This window comes from Vibrio sp. SCSIO 43153, assembly GCF_023716625.1.
Lineage (GTDB): Bacteria > Pseudomonadota > Gammaproteobacteria > Enterobacterales > Vibrionaceae > Vibrio > Vibrio rotiferianus.
Window position 1 is genome coordinate 1,380,814 of record NZ_CP071856.1, and the last position, 20,920, is coordinate 1,401,733.

Sequence of the window (20,920 nt, forward strand, 5' to 3'; positions counted from 1 at the left end):
TGCAGGTCAATGTCATTGAAGACGCAGTATCGAGCTGACTAGCAGCCATTGTAGATAAGGGGCATTAACTACAACTTCCCAACTAGGGCTTAAACGAATTTTCCGACGCAAACATCTATCAACACTTTTCGTGGTTGATATGAAAGGCAAACGATTACGTCTTGGCTTAAAAAAACTCAGAAGAATTTCCAAAGCTGTGGGGCACGCAATTGCAAGCCAAACTCATTTATTAATATTATGTAAACCATCCTACTCAAATGAATTTGAAAAATTAAACTAAAATGCAAATAAATAACCAAAGTCGTGATGTATTCTATGTTTCTGACGGAACGGCGATAACATGTGAGACATTAGGCCATGTTGTTCTGGGTCAGTTTTCCTTTATTCCTAATGAAAAAACCTTTCCTTTTGTTGAAAGTGAAGACAAAGTGGCCGACGTCATCAAAGAAATCGAGATTTCCTACCAACGTGATGGCGTGAAACCGTTGGTTTTCTTTTCGATTGTTGTACCAGAAATCCGTGAGATGCTTATACAAGCTCCAGCCTACAGCTATGACGTGCTAGAAAGCATTGTGCAGAAGGTGCAAGATGACATTCAGATGGCGCCACAACCAAAGATGCAGCGCTCACGTAGCGTAAGCAAAGATTCGGACACCTATTTCGACCGTATCGCAGCGATTGAATACACGCTTGCTCATGATGACGGCATCACACTTAAAGGCTTGGATGAGGCCGATATTATCCTTCTTGGTGTTTCTCGCAGTGGCAAAACCCCAACCAGTCTGTACATGGCGATGCAATTTGGTTTACGTGTCGTGAACTACCCGTTTATCGCCGAAGACGTCAAGATGATGCGTTTATTGCCGGAGTTTGAAATCCATCGCCATAAACTGTTTGGTTTAACCATTAATCCAGAACGTTTGAATGAGATCCGTGAGAACCGATTGTCAGGCAGTGAATACGCCAGCACTGAGCAATGTAAGTTGGAGCTTGATACGGTAGAAGCACTGTTCAGAAGAGAAGCAATTCCTTACATCAATACTTCGTCTCTTTCGGTGGAAGAAATCACCACGCGGATTCTTGAAAGAGCAGGTATGAAACGTCGCTTGTTTGGTTAATCAGACCCATAGCAAAAGAGCGCGCAGAGCGCTCTTTTGTCTAACCGTTTACGCTCTTAGTTGAGTCCGCGACTTTGTCGCTTTGCTCAACAAATGTCATAAACTTATTGTGAGGGATAGGTTTCGAGAAATAGAAGCCTTGGATGTTGTAAAAGCCTAATTGGCGTAAAACCATTAGTTGTGATTCTTCCTCAACCCCTTCTACTACAACAGACATATTGAGTGTTGTTGCTAGTGTGCGCATAGATTCGAGTAAAGGTCGTATGGTTTGACTGTCATTCAAGTTATTGACAAAGACGCGATCGATTTTGATGATGTCAAAAGAATACTGAGTGATAAAATCTAGTCCTGAGTATCCAGTTCCAAAATCGTCAATCGCGATTCGTATCCCTAGTTGAGATAAGCTATTGAGGTGTTTTTTTAGTGTTGATAGTTCAGACTCAGAAAATATCGCCTCTTCCGTTATTTCGAATACCAATCTCTCACAAATAAAGTGTCTGAATCTCAGCCGAGCCTCAATTTCATTGATAAAGTCGGCTCGTAAAATAAGGGAGCGGCTAATATTCACGCTGATGTAGCGGTCTTGGAAATGGGATTTGTTTTTCTCTATCAACAAGGCCGCCCTCTCTAGCACTAAGTAGGTGATCTTGTCGATCAGGCCGACTTTTTCTGCTAAGGGTATGAAGATTCCAGGCGAAATAAACCCTTGAACTGGATCAATCCATCTTACCAGTGACTCACCACCGATAACTCTGTTGTCTCTTTGATCAACAATAGGCTGAAAGTGGACCGTTAGGTTTTTATTTTTTATCGCTTTAGCCAAAGAAAACTCTAAGCTGTTTTGTTCCACTTTTCTCGCGGAATACATCAGGTAAGCAAGCATGCAAAATGTCATTGCCAATAACCCAATCCAAAGCTTACTCAGGAGGTAGGTAAAGTAGAAATTTATCCCAACGCAAGAGAAGACTTTAAGCGGAAATACGGATGACTCAATTTCTTCAATTCTGATTGGTTCTTTGCCTTTCGCGCTTTTGACCGTTCGGCCAATAACATCGATTCGATAATCCATATCACCAAAGCTAAAAATATCTTCTACCATTTCAATAAGATATTCTTTGGGGTAAAGAACACTTACTCCCCTCCCATTGTAGCGAGAGAATAATAAAATCAAGGTTTTATCTGGGATTAAGGCACTACGCGTGTACGATAGAGTGACATGTGATTCACTCTCCGCGAGGCGGGCTAGTATCGTTTTGTATATGTGGAAGGATGGTGCGCGCTCACTGCTGGTGCAGCGCACTTTACCATTAGCGTCGAACGTAGCCGCTTCCTTAGCCATACCTAGACTGAAAATGCTACCTCGTAATTCGTAGATTAAGTGGTCGCAACTTTGCTCATAGAAATCATCTTCGAGTAAATAACTTAACTGATCGATACTCGATAACAATTCAGATTCTATCTGAGAAACGGCAGTTAAAGTGAGGCTCTTGTGATGTTGATTGGCGATTGGAATCATTGCCAACATGGTAACGGAGAAAGATATCACCGCGACAACAAGCATCTTAAAGTTGTCACCAAAGCCGCGATAAGTACGAGTAAGAAGATGATAATTCACAAGAATTTGGAAGCAAAATCGAAAAGTTACACAAAGCTATATGAAGCGTCTCAAATTTAGGAATTATTCTACGTAGAATGTGAGCTCGATCTTATAAAAAATTTAGCTAGAGATATTTGGTTATAAAAAAAGCGGCTTTACCCCGGAAAAGATAAAAGCCGCTTGCCAATAGACGTGTTAATCCACGTCTTAGCGCATAATCATTTGTTCACGACCAGGACCAACCGATACCATTTTCACTGGTACACCCATTAGTTCTTCAATACGTAGAACGTATTTTTGTGCCGCAACTGGTAGCTCTTCGAATTTACGGCAACCAGTAATGTCTTCGCTCCAGCTTTCCATCTTCTCGTAGATTGGTGCTAGTGCAGCCGTTTGAGGCCAAATTGGGTTTTCGCTGTGCTCGCCTTCGTAACCAACACAGATTTTTAGATCTTTAAGACCAGTCAGACAGTCTACTTTTGTTAGTGCAATTTCAGTCGCTGCCTGAAGCTCAACGCCGTTCTTCGTTGCAACAGCATCGAAGTAACCCATGTCACGTGGACGACCGGTTGTTGCACCGAACTCACCCGCTAGTTCACGGAATGCATCTTGCTCTTCCATTGCTGTGATCAGCGTACCTGTACCTACTGATGAGCTGAACGCTTTTGCTACTGCGATAACACGCTCTGGACGCAGAGCAGGAAGGCCACTACCGATACCAGCGTACATAGACACAACGTTTGAAGAGGTTGTCCATGGGTACTCACCGTAAACAAGGTCACGGCCCGCACCTAGCTGTGCTTCGAATAGTAGAGTTTGGTCTTTTGCTTGCAGCTCTTTTAGTGGAAGCGTTACGTTGCAGATAGCATCACGCCAAGGTGCTGACACTTCTAGTAACCAGTTCGCCATCTCTTCAGCGGTTTGTTCGAATTCGAACGTTGGGTAAAGTGCACGTAGTTGTGGAAGTTTCCAGTCCATCCAGAACTTGATGCGTTCTACTAGAACTTCTGGTTGTTTCAACCAACCAACTAGGATGCCTTTTTTCATCACACGGTCACCGTATGCAGGGGCAATACCCTGACGAGTTGAACCGTATGCGTTGTCGCCTAAGCGTTGTTCTTCTAGCGTATCTTCTAGTGCGTGTAGAGGTAGACACAGTGTTGCGCGATCAGAGATGCACATTTTCACTTTCACGCCCGCTTCTTCAACTTCCGCAATCTCCTGAGACAGCGACGCAGGGCTGATAACCATACCCGGACCTAAAACTGCCAAACAGTCAGGGTTGAAAACGCCACTTGGTAGCTGGTGCAGCTTGAACGTACCTAGGTCGTTAACTACGGTGTGACCCGCGTTGTTACCACCTTGGAAACGAATGCTTGCAGAAGCTTGCTCTGCCAAAAAGTCAACGATGCGGCCTTTGCCTTCATCACCCCAGTTTGCACCCACAACAACGATAGACGACATAATTCATTCTCCAAAAACAGACCGGAAAATCTTAGGATGCTCGCATGAATAAGAGAAATTAATTATACTCATTAACTTGATAAGAAAATCATATCGGGTAATTTTCTATGTTAGATTTGAACTGGTTACGTACGTTTGTCACTTTGGCAGAGGTAAAACATTTTGGAAAAACAGCGATTGAACTACACATGACGCAGCCAAATGTGAGCTTACACATCAAACAACTTGAGCAAGCGACGCGCGCGAAATTGATCGAACGTAACCCTGTGCAATTGACTCAAGCGGGTAAGCGATTATTGGACACTGCTCAGCATATGTTGAATGAGTTACAAATCTGCCAATCCGACCTCAATGCGATCAATGACTTAACACAAGGCACGCTCTCAATTGCGGCGAGTGATATTGTCTCGCGTTTGTTACTTATCAAGCCATTCCAACAATTTAAAAATGAATATCCTGGTATCGACTTAGCACTGTTCAACACCACTTCATCACAAGCGGTAGATTTAGTAAAAAGTGCCCGAGCTGACATTGGTTTTGTTATTGCACAGAAAGAAAGCCAACCACTGCACTTTACTCCGCTCACACAAATTCATTGGTGCGCTTTCGGCGATAATATTTTCAAATGGAAACAGAACACGGAAGAAAACCAAACCTTGATTCTACTTGGGCACGATACCCGAACGCGTGAACTGATTGATGCCTCTTTGCCTGAATTGAAATTACCTAAACACAGGGTGATGGAAGTCGGTAGCGTAGAGGCGCAAATAGATTGGGCCGAAGCCGGCTTTGGAACGGCGATTGTGCCTGATTTCTCCCTCGACCCAAGGTTGAAACTCTCGCGAGAGGTAACACCACTACCCAGCTTCCCCAACACTGATTTTGGCTACATCGTGCGCCAAAACCAAGTGCTGTCCAAAGCCGCAAAACAGTTATTGAAGTGGGTGGGGGAGAATGTATCGGTGGTGGGGTAGGCAATAGTTACTTCAGTGCTCTGAAGACAGAGCTATTTAACTTCTTCAACAATAAGTTAAATACATACTTTATGAACTTAAATGATAGGTCAGTAATTTTATGAACTACTTTCCCAGCAAATCGGAGCATATGCCCTAATAACCCTTCTGTTTGCTCCCGAAACCTATCAGAAATTCGGACGATTTTTTCTATGGATCTTGCTACCAGATCATAGAACGTAAAGCTGCCTACGAATGCCCCCTGTATCGCAATTAAACCAACGTATCCAGCTTCCCTTAATAGAGTCCTCAATGCTGCTGCTATTTTGTCAGCCCAATGACCGTTAAACATGACTTGATGGCTATTCTGAAACTTTAATCTAACAGATCTATGGAGATACATTTTCGAAGATCTTCCGATGTGTTGCCAAGAGTCTGAAGTAAGTGTTTTTTTATACCCGATAGAAGATGCTAACTTATGAGCATCTCCCAAAATACCTACAGATGAGTCGAGTCTGAACTCTGGTTTATCAATAGGTGCATGTACAAATGGCCACAAAGGCACCATCGGTACGGGGTCGGCGCCATTTGTGCAACGGAAAATTGCAAAGTTTGAGTTGGTTGATTTTTGAGCGTAAGGTTGCAAGCCTACACGAGGTGCTCCAAAGGTATAAAGCACCACATTGATTTTAAAATTAACTCTAATCCAGTCTGCACACAATGAGGCAATAGCGCCCCCCAAACTGTGACCAACACAATGTATTGTTTTTATGCTGTTAGCATTACGTTGTATATAGGTAGAGAGGTGGCCTTTCAAACTATGAAATGTGTTAACAAATCCTGCATGAGCACTAGACCCGTTGCTACTTCCTTTTATTCCAATATTCAGATCGGTTAGTTTATCTGCAGTGTAGTCAAAGTTGGTACCTCGGAATGCAAGTACAAATTGCCCATTTTGATCTCCAGTCCCCTTTGCACAAAGTACGAAATTAGAGATTCTTTTTGAAACTAACCCTAGAGTTGAGCCTGTTTGTGCTTGAATGGTCGTTTTGCCTACATCAAAAGAAAACTTTTTAGCTAATCTGCGGTGTGGTTTGAATGTTTTAGTATCAAACTCGATGTCGTAAGCTTGCTCTGCAAATGTAAGCGCTTCTTTAGGGGAGAGTGTTTTCACTTAGTATAACTCCTCAAACTTGAGCTCACTTTGAGAGCAAATACTATAAACCTCATTTGTGACAGGCTCATTTTTTGACTCTGGATATGAGAATACTTTAAGCGGCTCGACTAGATTACAATTTAGGTTTTGCAACGACTTAATGATCGGTTCTGAAACTTGATACGTGTGAAGTTTGGATTGCCATATGGTTACTTCATTACCATCAAATATCGTACTAACATCCAATTTTACTCTTATATCTTGCAGAGAATGCTGTTTGTGATCAGGTGGTAGAAGAACTGGGCTAAACGAGAAATCTCCGTTTTCATCCGTAACGACAGTATCTGTTTTGACTCCGTTATGAACTATAGTCCTCTCTACTTTCAATCCTCCGATAGGTGTTCCGTTTTGGTTTATAGAGCCTTGAATAATAGGACTTAAAGTAAACTCCATGGGTTTCGCTATTCCTTGAAATGTGAAAAAAACTAGCAACAGTAGGTGGTTACGCATACGCCACGCTTTATTAGAAAATAATCACCATATTTGTTTTTCCTAGCGTATTTTTCAACAACGCTTGAGAGATTCTCGGCTCGAATCACTTGCTAATGTAATTAACATTTCTAACGTTGGACTAATTTAATATTGAAAGTACTATTAACGTTGTTTTCGAAGCGTTGAACTCCATAAAATGAACAGTCGCAATCTATCCATCCCTCTACCATCTTTGATTCACCGAATCGGTGGGGGTCATGCCAAACGAGCTAAAGTTATCGCCGCAGAGAAAAAGTGCGAACTGAAGCGCATTCGACGTTCACGTAATTGGCAAATTACTGGTGAGGCTTTGGATTTGAAAGCGTTTCTCGATCACATTAGGGTCGAAGAAGCTGAGCCGATGCGATTTATGATCAGCAAAATAGAAGTTGGTCTCACCAAACACAGCGATAAGCTCGAACCTTTGGAAGCCAAGCTCGTTAGATTGGTATCAGAAAACCCAAATATTACTTTGGCAGAGTTGATGTCAGAAACAAACTGTACCATCGCGCAAGCTCGAACAGCTCGCTTTGAGGCAGAGATGCTTTGAAAGAGCATATTGAACACGTTTACGGTGCTGGTAGTCATTTATCTTGGCTTATTTAGTGAGGAAATCCGTTATTGTGATCAGCAGTAGTGCAATGTTGCTCACGAACTTATAAAGTCATACCTGTTTAAGCAATTACGTGAATATTTTAGAAATATCAATAGCTTTAGAGGATGAGATAGAGTGATGAGGAAGTTGGTATTAGCTCTGTTGCTTGTGTTGCCGTTACCTGTAATGGCTTCAGAAGAAACCAAACTAGAAAAACTCAGTGAACTGCTAGAGATTATGGACATGGATGCGATTGTTGAAACAATTCATGCCCAGGTGAATGAGGTCACTATTCAAGCCTCCAAAGAGCTCAACGTCTCAGAGTCGAAGCAAGCCATCATTGAGCAGTACTACCAAGATGTTAACCAGATGCTTAGAGAGGAAGTGAGTTGGGCTAAACTTAAGCCTATGACAATGGATGTCTACATGAGACAGTTCACTGAAGCTGAGATTTCAGCGATGCTTGCTTTCTATCAAACGGACGAAGGTCAGAGTATTTTGAAGAAGATGCCTCAAGTGACCCAAGAGTCGATGATTTTAAGCCAAACTATGATGCAGAATTTAGCACCAAGGCTTCAAGCAAGAATTAAGCAACTTCATGCTGATATTGAAGAGCAGTAAAGACACTGTTTTTAGATTTTCATTCATCTTGGGAACAAAAAAGGCCGCTTAGACAGCGGCCTTTTTTATTATAAATTGAGGTACTCTTACCACATCAAATCGTCTGGTACGACGAAATCTGCGTACGGGTCATCTTCTGCAGGAATGTCTGATTCAGGCTCTTTCTGTTCAATGATCACAGACTCGTCACGCTGAGCAATCTTGTTCGCAACAGGACGAGGAATAACCACATAGCTCTCACCGACAATCGCAATCGCCAAGATGCCTTTGATCAATTGATCACGAATGATTGAATCAACGTAAAGCGACTTCACAAGTGTACCGTGTGTGAAGTTGTATTTGATGTCGCCATCTTTCAAATCAACCTTGTTCATTTCAATCAGTTGGTTGATTTGCGCTTTAATTTCTTTGTTCAAGCGCTCTGCGTTTTGTTGCTCGCTCAATTGCTTGTCACGTTCTAACTGCTGACGTTTGTTCTCTTCAACCGCCGCTTTTACTTCGCGAGCTTGAACGCGTGATTTTTTAGAGCCTTTTTTCGCTTTCTTCAGTTTTTTCTCGTTAACCAAGCCTGCTTTTAGCATCTGCTCTTGAAGGGTAAGTTTTGCCATGTTCTATCCAGTAAGTGCGCAATTTTGTGCATTTTAACCAGTCATTCGTCGCAAAGAAAGAGGGATAAACGCAAGGCGGGATATGACTCGGCGCTTTGTTGAGCAAAAAAACGAAAAATAATTCGAGAAAGTGTGCGTCTTATTGCAACATCCAGCGTCTTAAGTACATTAGGCGAAAAATTTTGAAGCAAAACCATGAGTACCTCAGACAAACAAACCATCCCACAACAAGTGATTGAAGAAGCTTGTGAGTGGGCAATCATGCACGGCGTGGCGTTTCGCCAAGCAGATAACACCGCAAGACACTGTCCTTTTAGCTTTGCGCCAATGACGATAGAGCGTGATGTGTTCGCACATTTGAAGAAAGTGACGCCACTGATTGCCAAGCTGATCAGTCATGTGTCTGAGGATTATGAATTCCTGCAAACCTCTTTAGCCGAGCTAGGCAAAGCCGATACTTTCTTTGAGCGTTTATTGGAACTGCATAAAGAGGTCCACCATGAAGCTGCGCGCCAACCACTGTTGTTAATGCGAACCGACTTTATGGATGATCGTCAACACGGCGCGAAAGTCATCGAGTTTAATGGCATTGCGGCTGGGATGGCGCCTTTTGGTCAGCGTGCAACAGAGCTGCATCAATTTTTGAACTCTCAGTGGGGCAGCGTCTACCAACAATGGTTAGAAGATAAAACTGCAACGCCAGCCGATAACCAAGGCATGCAGCAACTTGCGCTTGGCATTGCAACTGCCGCGAGAAAAGTCAAAGCGCATTTTAATGAAGAAGGCGCACCGACGTTTCTGATGGTGGTGCAGAAAAACGAAGACAACGTGTACGACCAACACTTACTCGAAGTGGAATTGCAGAAGCTTGGCGTTCGCACATTAAGACGTACCTTTGAGCAGTTGAGTTCACAGCTATCGAGCGGTGACAATCAACGCCTCTTGCTAGAAAACGTTGGCGGTCTTGACGTTGTGTACTTACGTGCTGGTTATCAATATATGGACTACTTCTCGCCAGAGTTGAATGAACCAATCTGTTGCCATACCTTGAGCCAAACTCGTTTGTTCATGGAAAAGCACTATGTGGCGATGAATGCGACCATCAGCCAACAGTTGGCTACCAGTAAATCAATGCAAATGTTGTTAACCATGATGCCGGCAAGTGTGTATCAGCGCTGGGGACTCAACCTTGAAGAAGCCGAGTTGGTCAAAAGCGTTTTGGCAGAGATGAAGCCAATTAACACGGACACGATTAAATGGTTTGCTGCTTCTGGTAACAAAAACGAATGGGTATTGAAAAACCAAGGTGAGGGCGGTGGTCACTGTATCTTTGGTGACGATATTGCGAAACAGCTGAGTCGACTTCCGCAAGAGCAATACAGCGCTTGGGCTTTGATGCAGCGTTTGTATCCGCATGAAAGAGAAACTCCGACGATTGCGGTGCGTGATGCAAAGCAGAGCGTGGTGACGGATCTTGTGAGTGAAATTGGCTTATTCACGGCGCACTATCAAGGTGAACCTGTAACGCAATTGGATGGCTACGCGGGCTATTTGATTCGTAGTAAACCAGCCAGTGAAAACGAAGGTGGTATCCACAGCGGCAAAGGCATCTTAGACTCTTTAGTGCTGGTGGATTAAAGAGAAACACTCTCCATGAGTAAAGCATGGAGAGTGTTTTTATTTGTGGACTAGTTGGTTACATGTGGCCCATACCGTGGAACATCCCTCCGAAAAGCGCCCCCAAGATACTGAAAATAATACCTAGGATGATCATCGCAGGAATTGAAGCGATAGCGAACTTGACCATAAAGATCACCATCGACATAAATGGCATCTTAATATCAACAACCGTCACTTCTTGTTTTGTAGTTTCATCAGACACGAGCGTTCTCCTAAATTTGCATTCTGAATATGCAGCCAGTTTATTACACCTGTACACAAGAAAACGTTGAACTACTTTGTGCTTTTCCCTTTATGGGATAGCAACTGATTAATCTGAGAAATACGGCACGCTATGAATCGCTATCAGAAGCGGGTAAAGCCTCTCAACCAAGCGCCGGATAGTCTGTATAGCCGTGCTCATTGCCACCAAAGAGCGTGGAGCCATCCAGTTCTGCCAGAGGTTGTTGGTGCTGTAAGCGCGCCACTAAGTCTGGGTTAGAAACAAACGGGCGTCCAAATGCCACCAAATCCGCATAACCTTTCTCAAGTACCTCGTCAGCTCGCTCTTGGGTGTAACTGCCAGCAACGATAATAGTGTTGGTGAAGTATTCGCGCAGTTCGATGCGGAAGTTTTCTGGAATCACTGGTGCGTCATCCCAATCCGCCTCAGACAGGTGCAAGTACGCAATATCACGAGCTTGAAGTTGTTTCGATGCATCAAGGATGGTTGGCACAATGTCTGGGCAGTTCATGTCCTTGAAAGTGATGAATGGTGCGAGTCGTACTCCCACTTTGTTGGCACCGATGGCTTCGCTCACCGCATCGACCACTTCTAATAAAAAGCGAAGTCGGTTTTCGCGAGTACCGCCGTAGCTGTCGGTTCTGTGGTTTGAATAGGTACGCAGGAACTGGTCAATTAGGTAACCATTCCCGCCGTGGATTTCGACGCCATCAAAGCCTGCTTCCATCGCACGTTTCGCTGCGTGCGCAAAATCCCTTACCACACGGTCAATATCGGCTTGAGTCATCGCTCGTGGCTCTACACAATCGACCATGTTGCCGTTGCCTTGCTCGTCGGCAATCCACACTTGGGTTTCTACCGGTTTTAGTGCGGATGGGGCAATAGGCTGTTCCCCTTTTTGGAATGTCGGGTGTGATACACGGCCAACATGCCATAACTGACAAAATATCGCTGCGCCTTGCTCTTTTGCTGCTTGAGTGACGGTTTTCCAGCCAGCCACTTGTTCATCAGTGTAGACGCCTGGTGTGAACGAGTAACCTTGTGAATCGTCTGAAATCTGGGTCGCTTCAGAGATGATTAACCCTGCGGTAGCGCGCTGCTTGTAGTAAGTCGCCATCATTTGGTTTGGAATGTTTCCCGGTTGGCTAGTGCGCGCTCGGGTCATTGGTGCCATGACTACGCGGTTTTGTAGAGTCAGTTGTTTCAGCTGTGCTGGTTCAAATAGCTTGCTCATGATCGATTCCTTACTTAAGTAGTCGCACTTGGGTTTTGTTGCTTACCGATTCCATCCAATCTTTCACGGTGTTGTCCCATTGGATTTCTGCGGCGCTGAAGAACCCGCGCAAAATAGAAAATAGGATTGCTTTGTCTACCAAAGTCACATGCTGATAAGAGTCGAGATTCAACACGCTTTTCGCGCGTTCGATGAGCGCTTCGACCTCTTTGGCAATGTTTGGCGTGTCTTGCAGAAGAGTGTCAAAATTGAGTGCATCCGTTTCCTTTTTCGCGCGCCAAGCGAGCTGTGCAGACTGAGTGGTAAACTCTGGCAAATCCATGTTTGACCAACGCGGGTAACCCACTTTCTGCAGTGGAAGAAACGCGATTTTTTGCCAATCTAGCGCTTGTTGAGATGGTTGGCTTGTTTCACTTGATGTAGCCAGTTCAAGGAAGTAAGCGATGATATCTAGGCTTTCTGCCATCGCTTCACCGTTGTCTTTGATAAGAAGTGGTACTTGCTTGGTTCCAATCAGGTCTGTTGTGGTTTTGTCATCGTCATAAGCAATATTGATGACGTCGAGTTGGATATTCAACATGCCAGCAACGTAGCGGACGCGAGCACTGAATGGGCAATGTTCGTAAATGTAGAGTTTCATAGTGTTTTCCTAGTGATTTAATTGGGTAGCCCCGCCTTTTCGGGAGGCGTTAAGTCAGGGCTACCAGTAGGGATGAAATTAGTTGTTGAAGCTTGGTGTTAGCTCAGTTTGTTTGCTTTCTTTGCGGTTCGCCTTGGCGATAAATAGCAAACCAATCAGTGGAACAATGATGGCTGCGTAAGGGATCATGCCAGCGCCCATTTGGCTATCGAGCACCATGCCGCCTAAGAAACCGCCAAAGGCATTGGCTAAGTTGAACGCTGAGATGTTTGCCGTCGCTGCTAACTCTTGACCTTCACCACCGTGGTTCATTACTCGAAGCTGCATTGCTGGCACGTTAGCGAATGACGCAATACCAAATACAAAGGCGGTGGCAATGAACAGCACTTTGCTGTCTACAGTGATTCCGACCAGTACGAGTGACACAATCATCGCGATAGCCCAGAACATAGATGCTTTTTGTAGGTTTTTATCCGATGAACGACCACCCATGGTGTTGCCGACAATCAGACCGACACCAACGATAACCAAAATCCAAGTCACGGCACTTTCACCAAAGCCAGTGATGTGCATGGCGATAGGGGCGATGTAGCCATACAAAGTCATAAACCCCGACCAAGCAAATACGGTGATCGCAAGGCTGATAAGTAGCATTGGGTTTTTGAACGCAGCCAATTGCGCTTTGACATCTTTTGCTTCGCCATGACCAGTTGATTTGATCACTGAAGTGATGAAGAACAGAGCCACTAAACCAAAAGCGGCAACGGTTAAGAAAGTGGTGTGCCAGCCGAATTGCAAGCCAATCCAAGTACCGCCAGGCACACCTAAAACGTTAGCTAGTGTTAGGCCTGCGAACATCTGTCCGACCGCACGACCTGCCATTTTTTCTGAAACCAAATTGGTCGCCACCACAGCACCGATGCCGTAGAAAGGACCTTGAACCAAACCTGTGATCACTCGGCTGACCATCAACACAAAGTAGTTCGGTGCGAAAGCGGACAATACGTTGCCGAGAATAAACAACACCATTAGCCCAGCCAGTACGGCTTTCTTGTTAAAGCGTGCTAAGTAAATCGTAAGTAGCGGGCCGCCAAACACAATGGCAAGCGCGTAGGCACTGATTAGGTAACCCGCTTGCCCTTCCGTGATGGACAAAGAGTTGGCGACTTGAGGAAGGATTCCTGCAATAACAAATTCCGCGGTACCGATAGCAAAAGCTGCAAGCGTTAAGATCCATACCTGCAGCGGCATTTTTTCTTTATTCATGGGGGAGTCTCTTTTTTTATTTCGTTTGAACCCATTGGCGCCATGCTTTTTTATTGCTCTGGCACCTTGTTTTTATTTGCGGTTAGCTAAGCGGGTGTTGTTAGCCAAGCAGTGCGCCACCATCAACATCAATCACGGCGCCGGTCATGTAGCTGTTTTCAATCAGAAGTAAGTAAGCTTTTGCAACGTCACTGGCTTCGCCAACTTTGCCTACGGGCAAGCTATTTTGTGTGCGTTGGTACATGGCATTTCTGTCGTCCTCGTTCATGCCTTGATACGCCTCAGTTTTAGTCAAACCAGGGCTGACCGCATTCACTCGGATAGGAGCCAGTTCTTTCGCCAGTACTTTTGTTGTTGCTTCAATTGCAGCATTAATCGCGGTTTTTACGTAGGTGTTAGGAACAACTTTGCGCGATAACATGCCGGAAGTTAGTGTGATTGAGCCGCCTTTCTTGATGTAGCGTGCGCCATGTTTCGCCGCGTTGATTGCGCCCCAAAACTTGGTATCAAAAGCGTATTTTGCTTGGGAAACTTCTACATCCACCACTTTGCCTGCCGGAGCATAAGAGCCTGCTGTGACGATCAGGTGGTCAAAAGCACCAATGGTTTCGAAGTAGTGGTAAACCGACTGTTCATCGCTGATGTCTAACCCTGTTTTGCGGCTTGCTACGTGGACAACGGCATTGTCGCTTGCAAGTTGTTGGCTAAGTTCAGCACCAATACCTGATGTGCCACCTAGTACGACGTAGACAGTTTTTTCTGTTTTCATGATTTGTTTCTCCAATCTCGTTTCGTTGAAGCCAGTATATTGATTGGAAGAAATTTGATAATTGGGTAATATTTGAATTGATTATTCAGTTCAGTCGAATAATGAGGTTTTAGGAGGGAATGTGGACAAGTTTTCGGATATGACGCTGTTTGTCAGCATAGTGAAGAACCAAGGGCTGGCGGCAGCTGGCAGAGAGCTCGGCTTATCGCCGGCAACAGTAACGGCAAGATTGCAGTCGCTGGAAGACCGTTATGGGGTGAAATTACTTAATCGCAGTACAAGGCATATTTCACTGACGGACTCTGGCGCTATGTACCATCAGGCATGCTTGGAAATCATCGACAGCGTAAAAGAGACGGAGAACTTGCTCCAAACTGGCACCAAAGAAGTGCGCGGCACACTTAAAATCTCGGCTCCTCGTGATATTGGCAAGCAATACATTTCGCCAATACTGTCGGAATTTAGTCAGCTCTATCCCGATGTGATCCCTTATCTGTATTTGAACGATAACTTATCCAATTTGGCTGAATCCGGTTTGGACATCGTCATCCGATATGGGGAGCTAGCCGACAGCAACCTTATCTCTCGCAAATTGGCGTCCAGTCGCCGAGTGCTTTGCGCTTCTCCTCAGTATTTGGCAAAGAAAGGCACGCCGATCACGCCACAAGATTTAGCACAGCACGATTGTTTAGCCATGGTTCGCAGCAATGAAGAGTTGAAAACATGGCACTTTCAAGATGAAGAGCAGCACAATGTAGTTACTGTCGTACCGAAGCGTTTTTCTGATGATGGCGAAGTGATTCGTCAATGGGCGTTAGATGGGGCAGGTATTGCGTTGAAATCGATTCTTGATGTACAAGAGGACATCAAACAGCAGCGTTTAGTGACGGTGTTAAATGGCTATATGAAGAACTTCAACGCATCAACTTCTTCCGCAGGTGCAGATTTGAATGTGATTTACCTGAGTCGCCAATATCAACCCAAGCGACTTCGTTTGTTTTTGGACTTCTTGATTGAGCGTTTTCACACTCAATTTCAATAAGGCGAACGTTTCGATGTGTCGCATGAAAAGGTTGCATCGTACAGAGGTTGGGGATTAGTAACACCGCGCTTTTAAGGATATTGGCATCAAGCGCGGTGTGTCTGAGTTAGCTAAAAACAGGTTTGAAGAAGCTGCGTTCGTAACTCAATACACAGTCGGTCTCTTCCGCGAATTTAAAGGCTTGGATGCACTCTTCATCGTTGAGTGAGTTTTCTCGGTATTTCTCATACGCCGCGAGGCTTGGGAATGTAAATAATGCCAGTGCAATATTGTTGGCGCCTTCAGATGGAAGATAGTAGCCGTTGTGTTGTCCGCCAAATTTTTCTACTAACGGAATCCACATTTTTGCGTATTCTTCAAACTCCTTGGTCTTTTTGGCATCAATGACATAACGAACGTAGCAAGTGATCATAAAGATAAAGTCCTTCTTATTTAGTTTATGTTGAGGTTACTTGAGTACAAGTTTTAGGTTTGGCCAAATTGTTAGCCAATTTTTCTTAGTTAATCGTTGTCGAAATAAAACCAATGGTCGTTCTGGATTCCAAGTAAGGTAACCAGAAAACAAAGACTCAAATCCGAACGCTGAGATGCACTCTATCTGGTTCTTTTCGTTCAGTCTTGCAGCAACAGCCGTCTCTTTTTCTGGCCAGTAACTCATCGCATCCAAGGTACTTTGGTAAGGTATATCACCATTCCTTAGGTGCATGTTTGCTTGATTGCGAACTTGCCAGTTGAGCTCTGGCATCATTGCAGCTAACTGGGCTTCATAAATAAACGCTGCCTTGTCATCTGTTTCATTTGGGTCGAAGTAGACAATATCAAGGTCATTAAGTGGGGTTGGCTGCGGTTTGTGATGAAGATGGTCCCAAACTAGATTTCGAACAAAGCCGGCAGCAATGTAGCAATCTGGTAAAGCCAGTGAACGAACGCACTTCATAACCCTCATACGCTCAGGGTCGGCGAGCAATAAGTTAACAAGACCTTCCATGTTAATCCTTAGGATTTGGCTAGTGGCAGTTCAATGCCCAATTCTTCGCGTTTCCGCTTACTCAAGCCAAGTGCAACTAATCGATAAGATTCTGATAAATAGTACTTTAGCTCTTCGTCTAGGCGTCCAGAGGTTTCCGTTTGCTGAATCCACTTCATACCTCGGTTTGCGAAATAAGGGGCAGGAATATAGCCTTCATTATCACTTAAAAAATCGAAGTTTAAAGGGGAAGTCTTAAACGTAAATGCAGGCTGCTTGTCTTTACTCCAGCCACCAATAGCAAACACCTTTCCACCTACTTTCCAAACGTGCGCGTCGCCCCATTGAACTACATGGGAAGTGGCAGCGAATGAGCTACAGAACTGATTAAATTCATCGTATGTCATCGTTACACCTCGTCCATTTTCAACTTAAACTCTGTGCCAGTTTCGTTATTCTTTCGATCAAAGCTAAGTGAGATTCCGAGGTCTCTTGTCGGTGACGATAAATCCCTACCGTTCCCGGTTTCGCTTTTTGTTCCATAGTTAGTTTCTGCAAACCGAACGACTCCAAATAATCACTCAGATGGCTGGTATAGGACATTACAGCAACGCTGTCTTTAAGGGTATCAATGCTTGCAAGTAATGAGTCAATTTCGTAAGTCGGTCTATCATCCAGTTGCTGGCGTTCTCTTTCATTTTGCTTTGGAATGGGGTTATCAATGACGTGACTGAACTTTTTTGCGTCATAAGTTACTGAGAGCGCTGGGTATTCGTGCAGCATTCGCTCTGTGACTATTTGACCGAGAAGAGGGTGGCTCGGTGAAACAAAGAAGTCATCAGCGGTTTGAAACAAAGGGATAAACGTGACATCACATTTTTCTGATAGGCCAACGATCTCATGGCCAATAAAGAATTCGATTTGCTCGTTGATTAACGAATCCATCAAAGCGAGGTGATTACCAAACTCTACGTGAGTAGATGCGGAGGGAGATTGAGCAAGGTGCTCGTCGAGTGCGCGTTTGGCAAACAAAGGCCACCACGCATCGCCCGTTCCCATTTTAATTTTGCCTACTTGGTATTGTTTTCGTTCACCAATGCTCTGCATCATCTGGTTGTACTCGTGCTGCATTGCATTGCTATGACGATAGAGGATGCGCCCATACTCGGTTAGCTCCATACCATTTGCGTGTCGTTCAAATAACATGACACCAAGGTTGTCTTCTAGCTTTTTCAAGTTGTGGGTGACCGTAGGTTGGCTTAACCCTGCTAACCTTGCAGCTGCACTGATGCTTTTGCAGCGAGCTACAAGTAAAAACTGCTGAAGTGATTTATCCATACGTGTTACCCATAGTTTAAGTGGGAGTATTTTGCACAATAATATTTATAAATCACAAATTTAAAACCTCATTTATTCGAAGATAAATGCCTTTCGTAGATCTCAGTCACGTTCGGTTTAGTGGATATAGATGTTATCTATATCTGTTTGCGGTTCGCCTATTTTTCGTTGAACCAATGGTTTCTTAGACTATCGCCCAAAATAACAACCTAAGGGATAACTATGAAACCAAGTATTATTGCGCTTGCTGTCGCGTCATGTATCGGTTTATCTGGCTGCGGTTCCGATTCAGATAGTCCGGAAGTAGTGGATAAACCAATTATTTCTGCCGACCTGTACTTACGTGGCTTAAACGGCGATTGGGGAACCGCCGAACACGCTAAGCTTAACTATCTAGGCAACAATGAATATGAGACGGTTCTGCGCGTCGCTCGTGGTAGTAACCAATTCAAGATTGCCGATCCGGGTTGGCAAATTGAGTACACACACTTTTCAGATCCTGCGGTATTTGACCAGCCTCAAGACTATCTGCCTAAGCCAGAGACGAATGAAACGTGCATGAACAATGACTGTAACTCGGAAATTACGTTCGCTGATAAAGGGTACTACAAGTTCTCAGTGAACTTTGCCAGTGAAAGTAGCGCAACGATGACGGTCACCAAAGCGACGCAGGCCGAAGCCGAGAAGTACTATTCTGATGCTATTATTGATCCAGCCATGGTGCACGAAGGTCACCAAGTAAAAGAAGTCAAACTCTTCGCTAATTACGACGGTAGTAATGAAACGGTGACTTTCTCAGTCAACGATCCAAAAGCGGCACAACGTGAGTTTGGTATATCAACGACAACTGAGTTACGAGATGCTCTCGATCAAGGTATGGTGATTACCGAGCAGGATGGCCCACGAGTTGTGTCTGGTGACACTGCGTTTGACGCGTTGTTTGCGCTAACTCTTAAAGAGCTCGATCAACTCGCTGTCTCTGAAATCAAAGATGGCAACTATAACTACAACAAACCAATTAAAGCAGAAGTGTTCGAAACAGGCGCTAAATGGCACTATGTTTGGACGCGTGATCTTGCCTATGCGGCTGATTTGTCTTTGGCATTGATGAACCCTACTCGTGTTGAAAATGGTTTGGAATTCAAATTATCTGCGTTCCGTGATTCAACCGATAAACAATATGACGGTGAGCAAATCGTCCAAGATACAGGCACTGGTGGCAGTTGGCCAATCAGTACTGACCGAACAACTTGGGCGCTAGGGGCAGAACGTTTACTGTCGGCACTGGATGGCGAAGCTTACAACCAATTCGCAGAGCGCGCTTACAACGCAGTTAGCAACACGCTGGAAGCCGACCGTTTAGCGGCGTTTGATCAAGACTCAGGTCTTTACACGGGTGAACAGTCGTTCTTGGACTGGCGCGAGCAGACATACTCTACGTGGACGCCAGATGATGTTAATGCGATTGGTAGTAGCAAGGCGCTATCAACAAACGTGGTTCACTATCGAGCAATGCGCTTAGCAGCGAAGTTGGCAGAGCAGTTTGACTCTAAAAATGCCGTCAAATATACCGATTGGGCGAATCAGTTGAAGCAATCAATCAATACGCACTTTTGGAATGAGAACCGCGGTATGTACGTCAGCTACCTGTTTGACAACGGGCAGGATATTGCGGTCGATAAATATGACATGCTAGGTGAAGCGCTTGCAATTATAAGTGGCATTGCCAGTGATGCTCAGGCGAAACAAATTATGGAAAACTATCCTCATAGTGAGTTTGGTGTGCCAGTTTACTTCCCTCAACAGCCAGGTGTTCCTGTTTATCACAACCGCGCGATTTGGCCATTTGTCACCGCATATAGCTTACGCGCTGCACATCATACTCAAAACGTGGCAGCGGCTAACAATGCGATTCAATCCCTAGTTCGCGGTACTGCAACAAACCTATCAAATATGGAAAACTTGGAGTGGTTGTCTGGTAAATCGTTCATTATTCACAGTGATCATGGTGCAGATGCTTCTCTTGATGGCCCAGTAATTAACTCCCAGCGCCAGCTATGGTCGGTAGGTGGTTACCTCAATATGGTAGTCGAAACTATCTTTGGTATTCACACTGAAACAGGACAATTGGAAGTTAAACCGTTCATTACAGGATGGGTTCGCAATCAACTTTTTGCTCAATCAGATCAGATTACATTGGAGAACTTTAGCTTCAAGGGTAAAAATTACTCTGTGACGATTCACCTGCCAGAAGCACAAGGCGAGTCAAACGGTTACTATCCAGTGGAAGAGGTAACGGTTGATGATAATGGTCACTACCAAGTCACCTTGGGTAGTCTTGTCGCTGACGATAGCAGTATAAAAGTGGTGGATGGCGTTAAACCTTACACAACAGAAAGCGCAAAAGTATTTTCTCCAAAAGAGCCTAAGCTCGATGTCGCTCGCGCTAACAATAATGTGACGATTGGTGTAACTAGTGACTACAACATTAACTTGTACCGAAATGGTCAACTGATCCAAAGCAATGTTAACGGAAAAGAATACAGCGATACCTTAAGCGGCTTTGCGTGTTATTTGGCTGAGAGTATTAATGAACAAGGCTTCCGTTCTAACCCAAGTGAGCCTGTTTGTGTTGGGGAAGATATTCGCGTCAAACTCGAGGGTAAGTACCAACCGTTAAAAGACGATGTATCGGTAGTCACTGTGAGCAAAGATAGTGGTGATGTAAATGGTCTGAGTGCTTTCTCCGTCCCTACTAGCGGGCGATACCAGTTGGCGGCGTGGTATAACAATAACCTAGGCCAACTAAATACCGGTATTACTAACGCAGTGAAAGAGCTCGAAGTTCTCGACGAATCTGGTCAGTCAGTTGGTAAAGGTTATATTCAAATGGGCCATATTGGTGAGAACAAAGGTATGCGTTACTCAACACCGATTGAAGTCTCTCTAGAACAAGGCAAATCATACCGACTGGTTCTCAAAGACCATTTCAATATGAGTTACTTGAAATCTAATGAAACCTACATTTACTCAGGTGGCGTAGATGGCGAGATGAATGAAGCGCAGATTGCTAATATCCGCATCACGCCGCTTCAATAACGTGAATTGAAGTTCTAAG

Annotated in this window: 21 protein-coding genes; 7 read left to right on the forward strand and 14 right to left on the reverse strand. The window is 44.5% G+C overall.

Annotated elements, in window-relative coordinates; genetic code table 11:
• The first annotated feature begins 281 nt into the window (after positions 1–281).
• Positions 282–1,118, forward strand: coding sequence for a posphoenolpyruvate synthetase regulatory kinase/phosphorylase PpsR (gene ppsR, locus J4N37_RS22425; RefSeq protein ID WP_010452955.1), 837 nt, complete (start codon positions 282–284; stop codon positions 1,116–1,118).
• A 40-nt stretch (positions 1,119–1,158) separates the two neighbouring features.
• Here the strand turns inward: ppsR and J4N37_RS22430 are convergent, their stop codons facing one another.
• On the reverse strand, positions 1,159–2,634 hold the full coding sequence (locus J4N37_RS22430) for an EAL domain-containing protein (protein WP_482699561.1): 1,476 nt from the start codon (positions 2,632–2,634) through the stop codon (positions 1,159–1,161).
• 288 nt (positions 2,635–2,922) lie between these two features.
• The gene (locus J4N37_RS22435) at positions 2,923–4,179 is read right to left on the reverse strand and encodes an adenylosuccinate synthase (protein WP_088879870.1); all 1,257 of its coding nucleotides are present in this window, start codon (positions 4,177–4,179) and stop codon (positions 2,923–2,925) included.
• A 107-nt stretch (positions 4,180–4,286) separates the two neighbouring features.
• On the opposite strand from J4N37_RS22435, the gene J4N37_RS22440 reads away from it, so the two are divergent.
• Positions 4,287–5,153: a LysR family transcriptional regulator gene (locus J4N37_RS22440; RefSeq protein WP_252042405.1), complete on the forward strand. Its 867-nt coding sequence runs from the start codon at positions 4,287–4,289 to the stop codon at positions 5,151–5,153.
• Positions 5,154–5,160: 7 nt separating this feature from the next.
• Here the strand turns inward: J4N37_RS22440 and J4N37_RS22445 are convergent, their stop codons facing one another.
• Both J4N37_RS22445 and J4N37_RS22450 read right to left on the reverse strand, forming a co-directional pair.
• Positions 5,161–6,306, reverse strand: coding sequence for a lipase family protein (locus J4N37_RS22445; protein WP_252042407.1), 1,146 nt, complete (start codon positions 6,304–6,306; stop codon positions 5,161–5,163).
• Entirely contained in the window at positions 6,307–6,741 is a 435-nt protein-coding gene (locus J4N37_RS22450) for a DUF6795 domain-containing protein (protein ID WP_045463393.1), read from the reverse strand.
• Between the two features lie 235 nt (positions 6,742–6,976).
• Here J4N37_RS22450 and J4N37_RS22455 point away from each other — a divergent pair, with 235 nt between their 5' ends.
• Both J4N37_RS22455 and J4N37_RS22460 read left to right on the forward strand, forming a co-directional pair.
• The gene (locus tag J4N37_RS22455; RefSeq protein WP_252042409.1) at positions 6,977–7,369 is read left to right on the forward strand and encodes a ribosome recycling factor family protein; all 393 of its coding nucleotides are present in this window, start codon (positions 6,977–6,979) and stop codon (positions 7,367–7,369) included.
• 183 nt (positions 7,370–7,552) lie between these two features.
• Positions 7,553–8,035: a DUF2059 domain-containing protein gene (locus tag J4N37_RS22460; RefSeq protein WP_252042410.1), complete on the forward strand. Its 483-nt coding sequence runs from the start codon at positions 7,553–7,555 to the stop codon at positions 8,033–8,035.
• A gap of 86 nt (positions 8,036–8,121) precedes the next feature.
• Here J4N37_RS22460 and J4N37_RS22465 read toward each other — a convergent pair whose 3' ends face one another.
• The gene (locus tag J4N37_RS22465) at positions 8,122–8,643 is read right to left on the reverse strand and encodes a DUF2058 domain-containing protein (protein ID WP_005532322.1); all 522 of its coding nucleotides are present in this window, start codon (positions 8,641–8,643) and stop codon (positions 8,122–8,124) included.
• Positions 8,644–8,838: 195 nt separating this feature from the next.
• Here J4N37_RS22465 and J4N37_RS22470 point away from each other — a divergent pair, with 195 nt between their 5' ends.
• On the forward strand, positions 8,839–10,281 hold the full coding sequence (locus J4N37_RS22470; protein WP_252042411.1) for a glutathione synthase: 1,443 nt from the start codon (positions 8,839–8,841) through the stop codon (positions 10,279–10,281).
• 58 nt (positions 10,282–10,339) lie between these two features.
• On the opposite strand, the gene J4N37_RS22475 is transcribed toward J4N37_RS22470, so the two are convergent.
• From J4N37_RS22475 to J4N37_RS22495, 5 genes are all read right to left on the reverse strand, one after another.
• Positions 10,340–10,525 carry a hypothetical protein gene (locus J4N37_RS22475; protein WP_009706309.1) on the reverse strand — a complete coding sequence of 62 codons (186 nt, stop codon included), beginning with the start codon at positions 10,523–10,525 and terminating at the stop codon, positions 10,340–10,342.
• 163 nt (positions 10,526–10,688) lie between these two features.
• Positions 10,689–11,780 (reverse strand): alkene reductase, encoded by a 1,092-nt coding sequence (locus J4N37_RS22480; protein ID WP_252042412.1) that lies wholly within the window; start codon positions 11,778–11,780, stop codon positions 10,689–10,691.
• 10 nt (positions 11,781–11,790) lie between these two features.
• Complete coding sequence (locus tag J4N37_RS22485; RefSeq protein ID WP_252042413.1) at positions 11,791–12,420, reverse strand: GrxB family glutaredoxin; 630 nt, start codon at positions 12,418–12,420, stop codon at positions 11,791–11,793.
• Between the two features lie 78 nt (positions 12,421–12,498).
• Positions 12,499–13,686, reverse strand: coding sequence for an MFS transporter (locus tag J4N37_RS22490; RefSeq protein WP_252042414.1), 1,188 nt, complete (start codon positions 13,684–13,686; stop codon positions 12,499–12,501).
• 100 nt (positions 13,687–13,786) lie between these two features.
• Positions 13,787–14,455, reverse strand: a complete 669-nt coding sequence (locus J4N37_RS22495; RefSeq protein ID WP_252042415.1) for an SDR family oxidoreductase — start codon at positions 14,453–14,455, stop codon at positions 13,787–13,789.
• 121 nt (positions 14,456–14,576) lie between these two features.
• Here J4N37_RS22495 and J4N37_RS22500 point away from each other — a divergent pair, with 121 nt between their 5' ends.
• Positions 14,577–15,497, forward strand: a complete 921-nt coding sequence (locus tag J4N37_RS22500) for a LysR family transcriptional regulator (protein ID WP_045385629.1) — start codon at positions 14,577–14,579, stop codon at positions 15,495–15,497.
• 106 nt (positions 15,498–15,603) lie between these two features.
• Here J4N37_RS22500 and J4N37_RS22505 read toward each other — a convergent pair whose 3' ends face one another.
• The 4 genes from J4N37_RS22505 to J4N37_RS22520 are packed head-to-tail and all read right to left on the reverse strand — an operon-like array spanning position 15,604 to position 17,802.
• Entirely contained in the window at positions 15,604–15,909 is a 306-nt protein-coding gene (locus J4N37_RS22505) for an NIPSNAP family protein (protein ID WP_171305445.1), read from the reverse strand.
• 36 nt (positions 15,910–15,945) lie between these two features.
• The gene (locus J4N37_RS22510; RefSeq protein WP_045385634.1) at positions 15,946–16,485 is read right to left on the reverse strand and encodes a nucleotidyltransferase family protein; all 540 of its coding nucleotides are present in this window, start codon (positions 16,483–16,485) and stop codon (positions 15,946–15,948) included.
• Positions 16,486–16,493: 8 nt separating this feature from the next.
• Positions 16,494–16,871, reverse strand: coding sequence for an MmcQ/YjbR family DNA-binding protein (locus J4N37_RS22515; RefSeq protein ID WP_171305444.1), 378 nt, complete (start codon positions 16,869–16,871; stop codon positions 16,494–16,496).
• Positions 16,872–16,890: 19 nt separating this feature from the next.
• Positions 16,891–17,802, reverse strand: coding sequence for a LysR family transcriptional regulator (locus tag J4N37_RS22520; protein ID WP_252042416.1), 912 nt, complete (start codon positions 17,800–17,802; stop codon positions 16,891–16,893).
• 222 nt (positions 17,803–18,024) lie between these two features.
• Between J4N37_RS22520 and J4N37_RS22525 the strand changes: the two genes are divergently transcribed.
• The gene (locus J4N37_RS22525; RefSeq protein WP_252042417.1) at positions 18,025–20,901 is read left to right on the forward strand and encodes an MGH1-like glycoside hydrolase domain-containing protein; all 2,877 of its coding nucleotides are present in this window, start codon (positions 18,025–18,027) and stop codon (positions 20,899–20,901) included.
• The last annotated feature ends 19 nt before the right edge of the window (positions 20,902–20,920 follow it).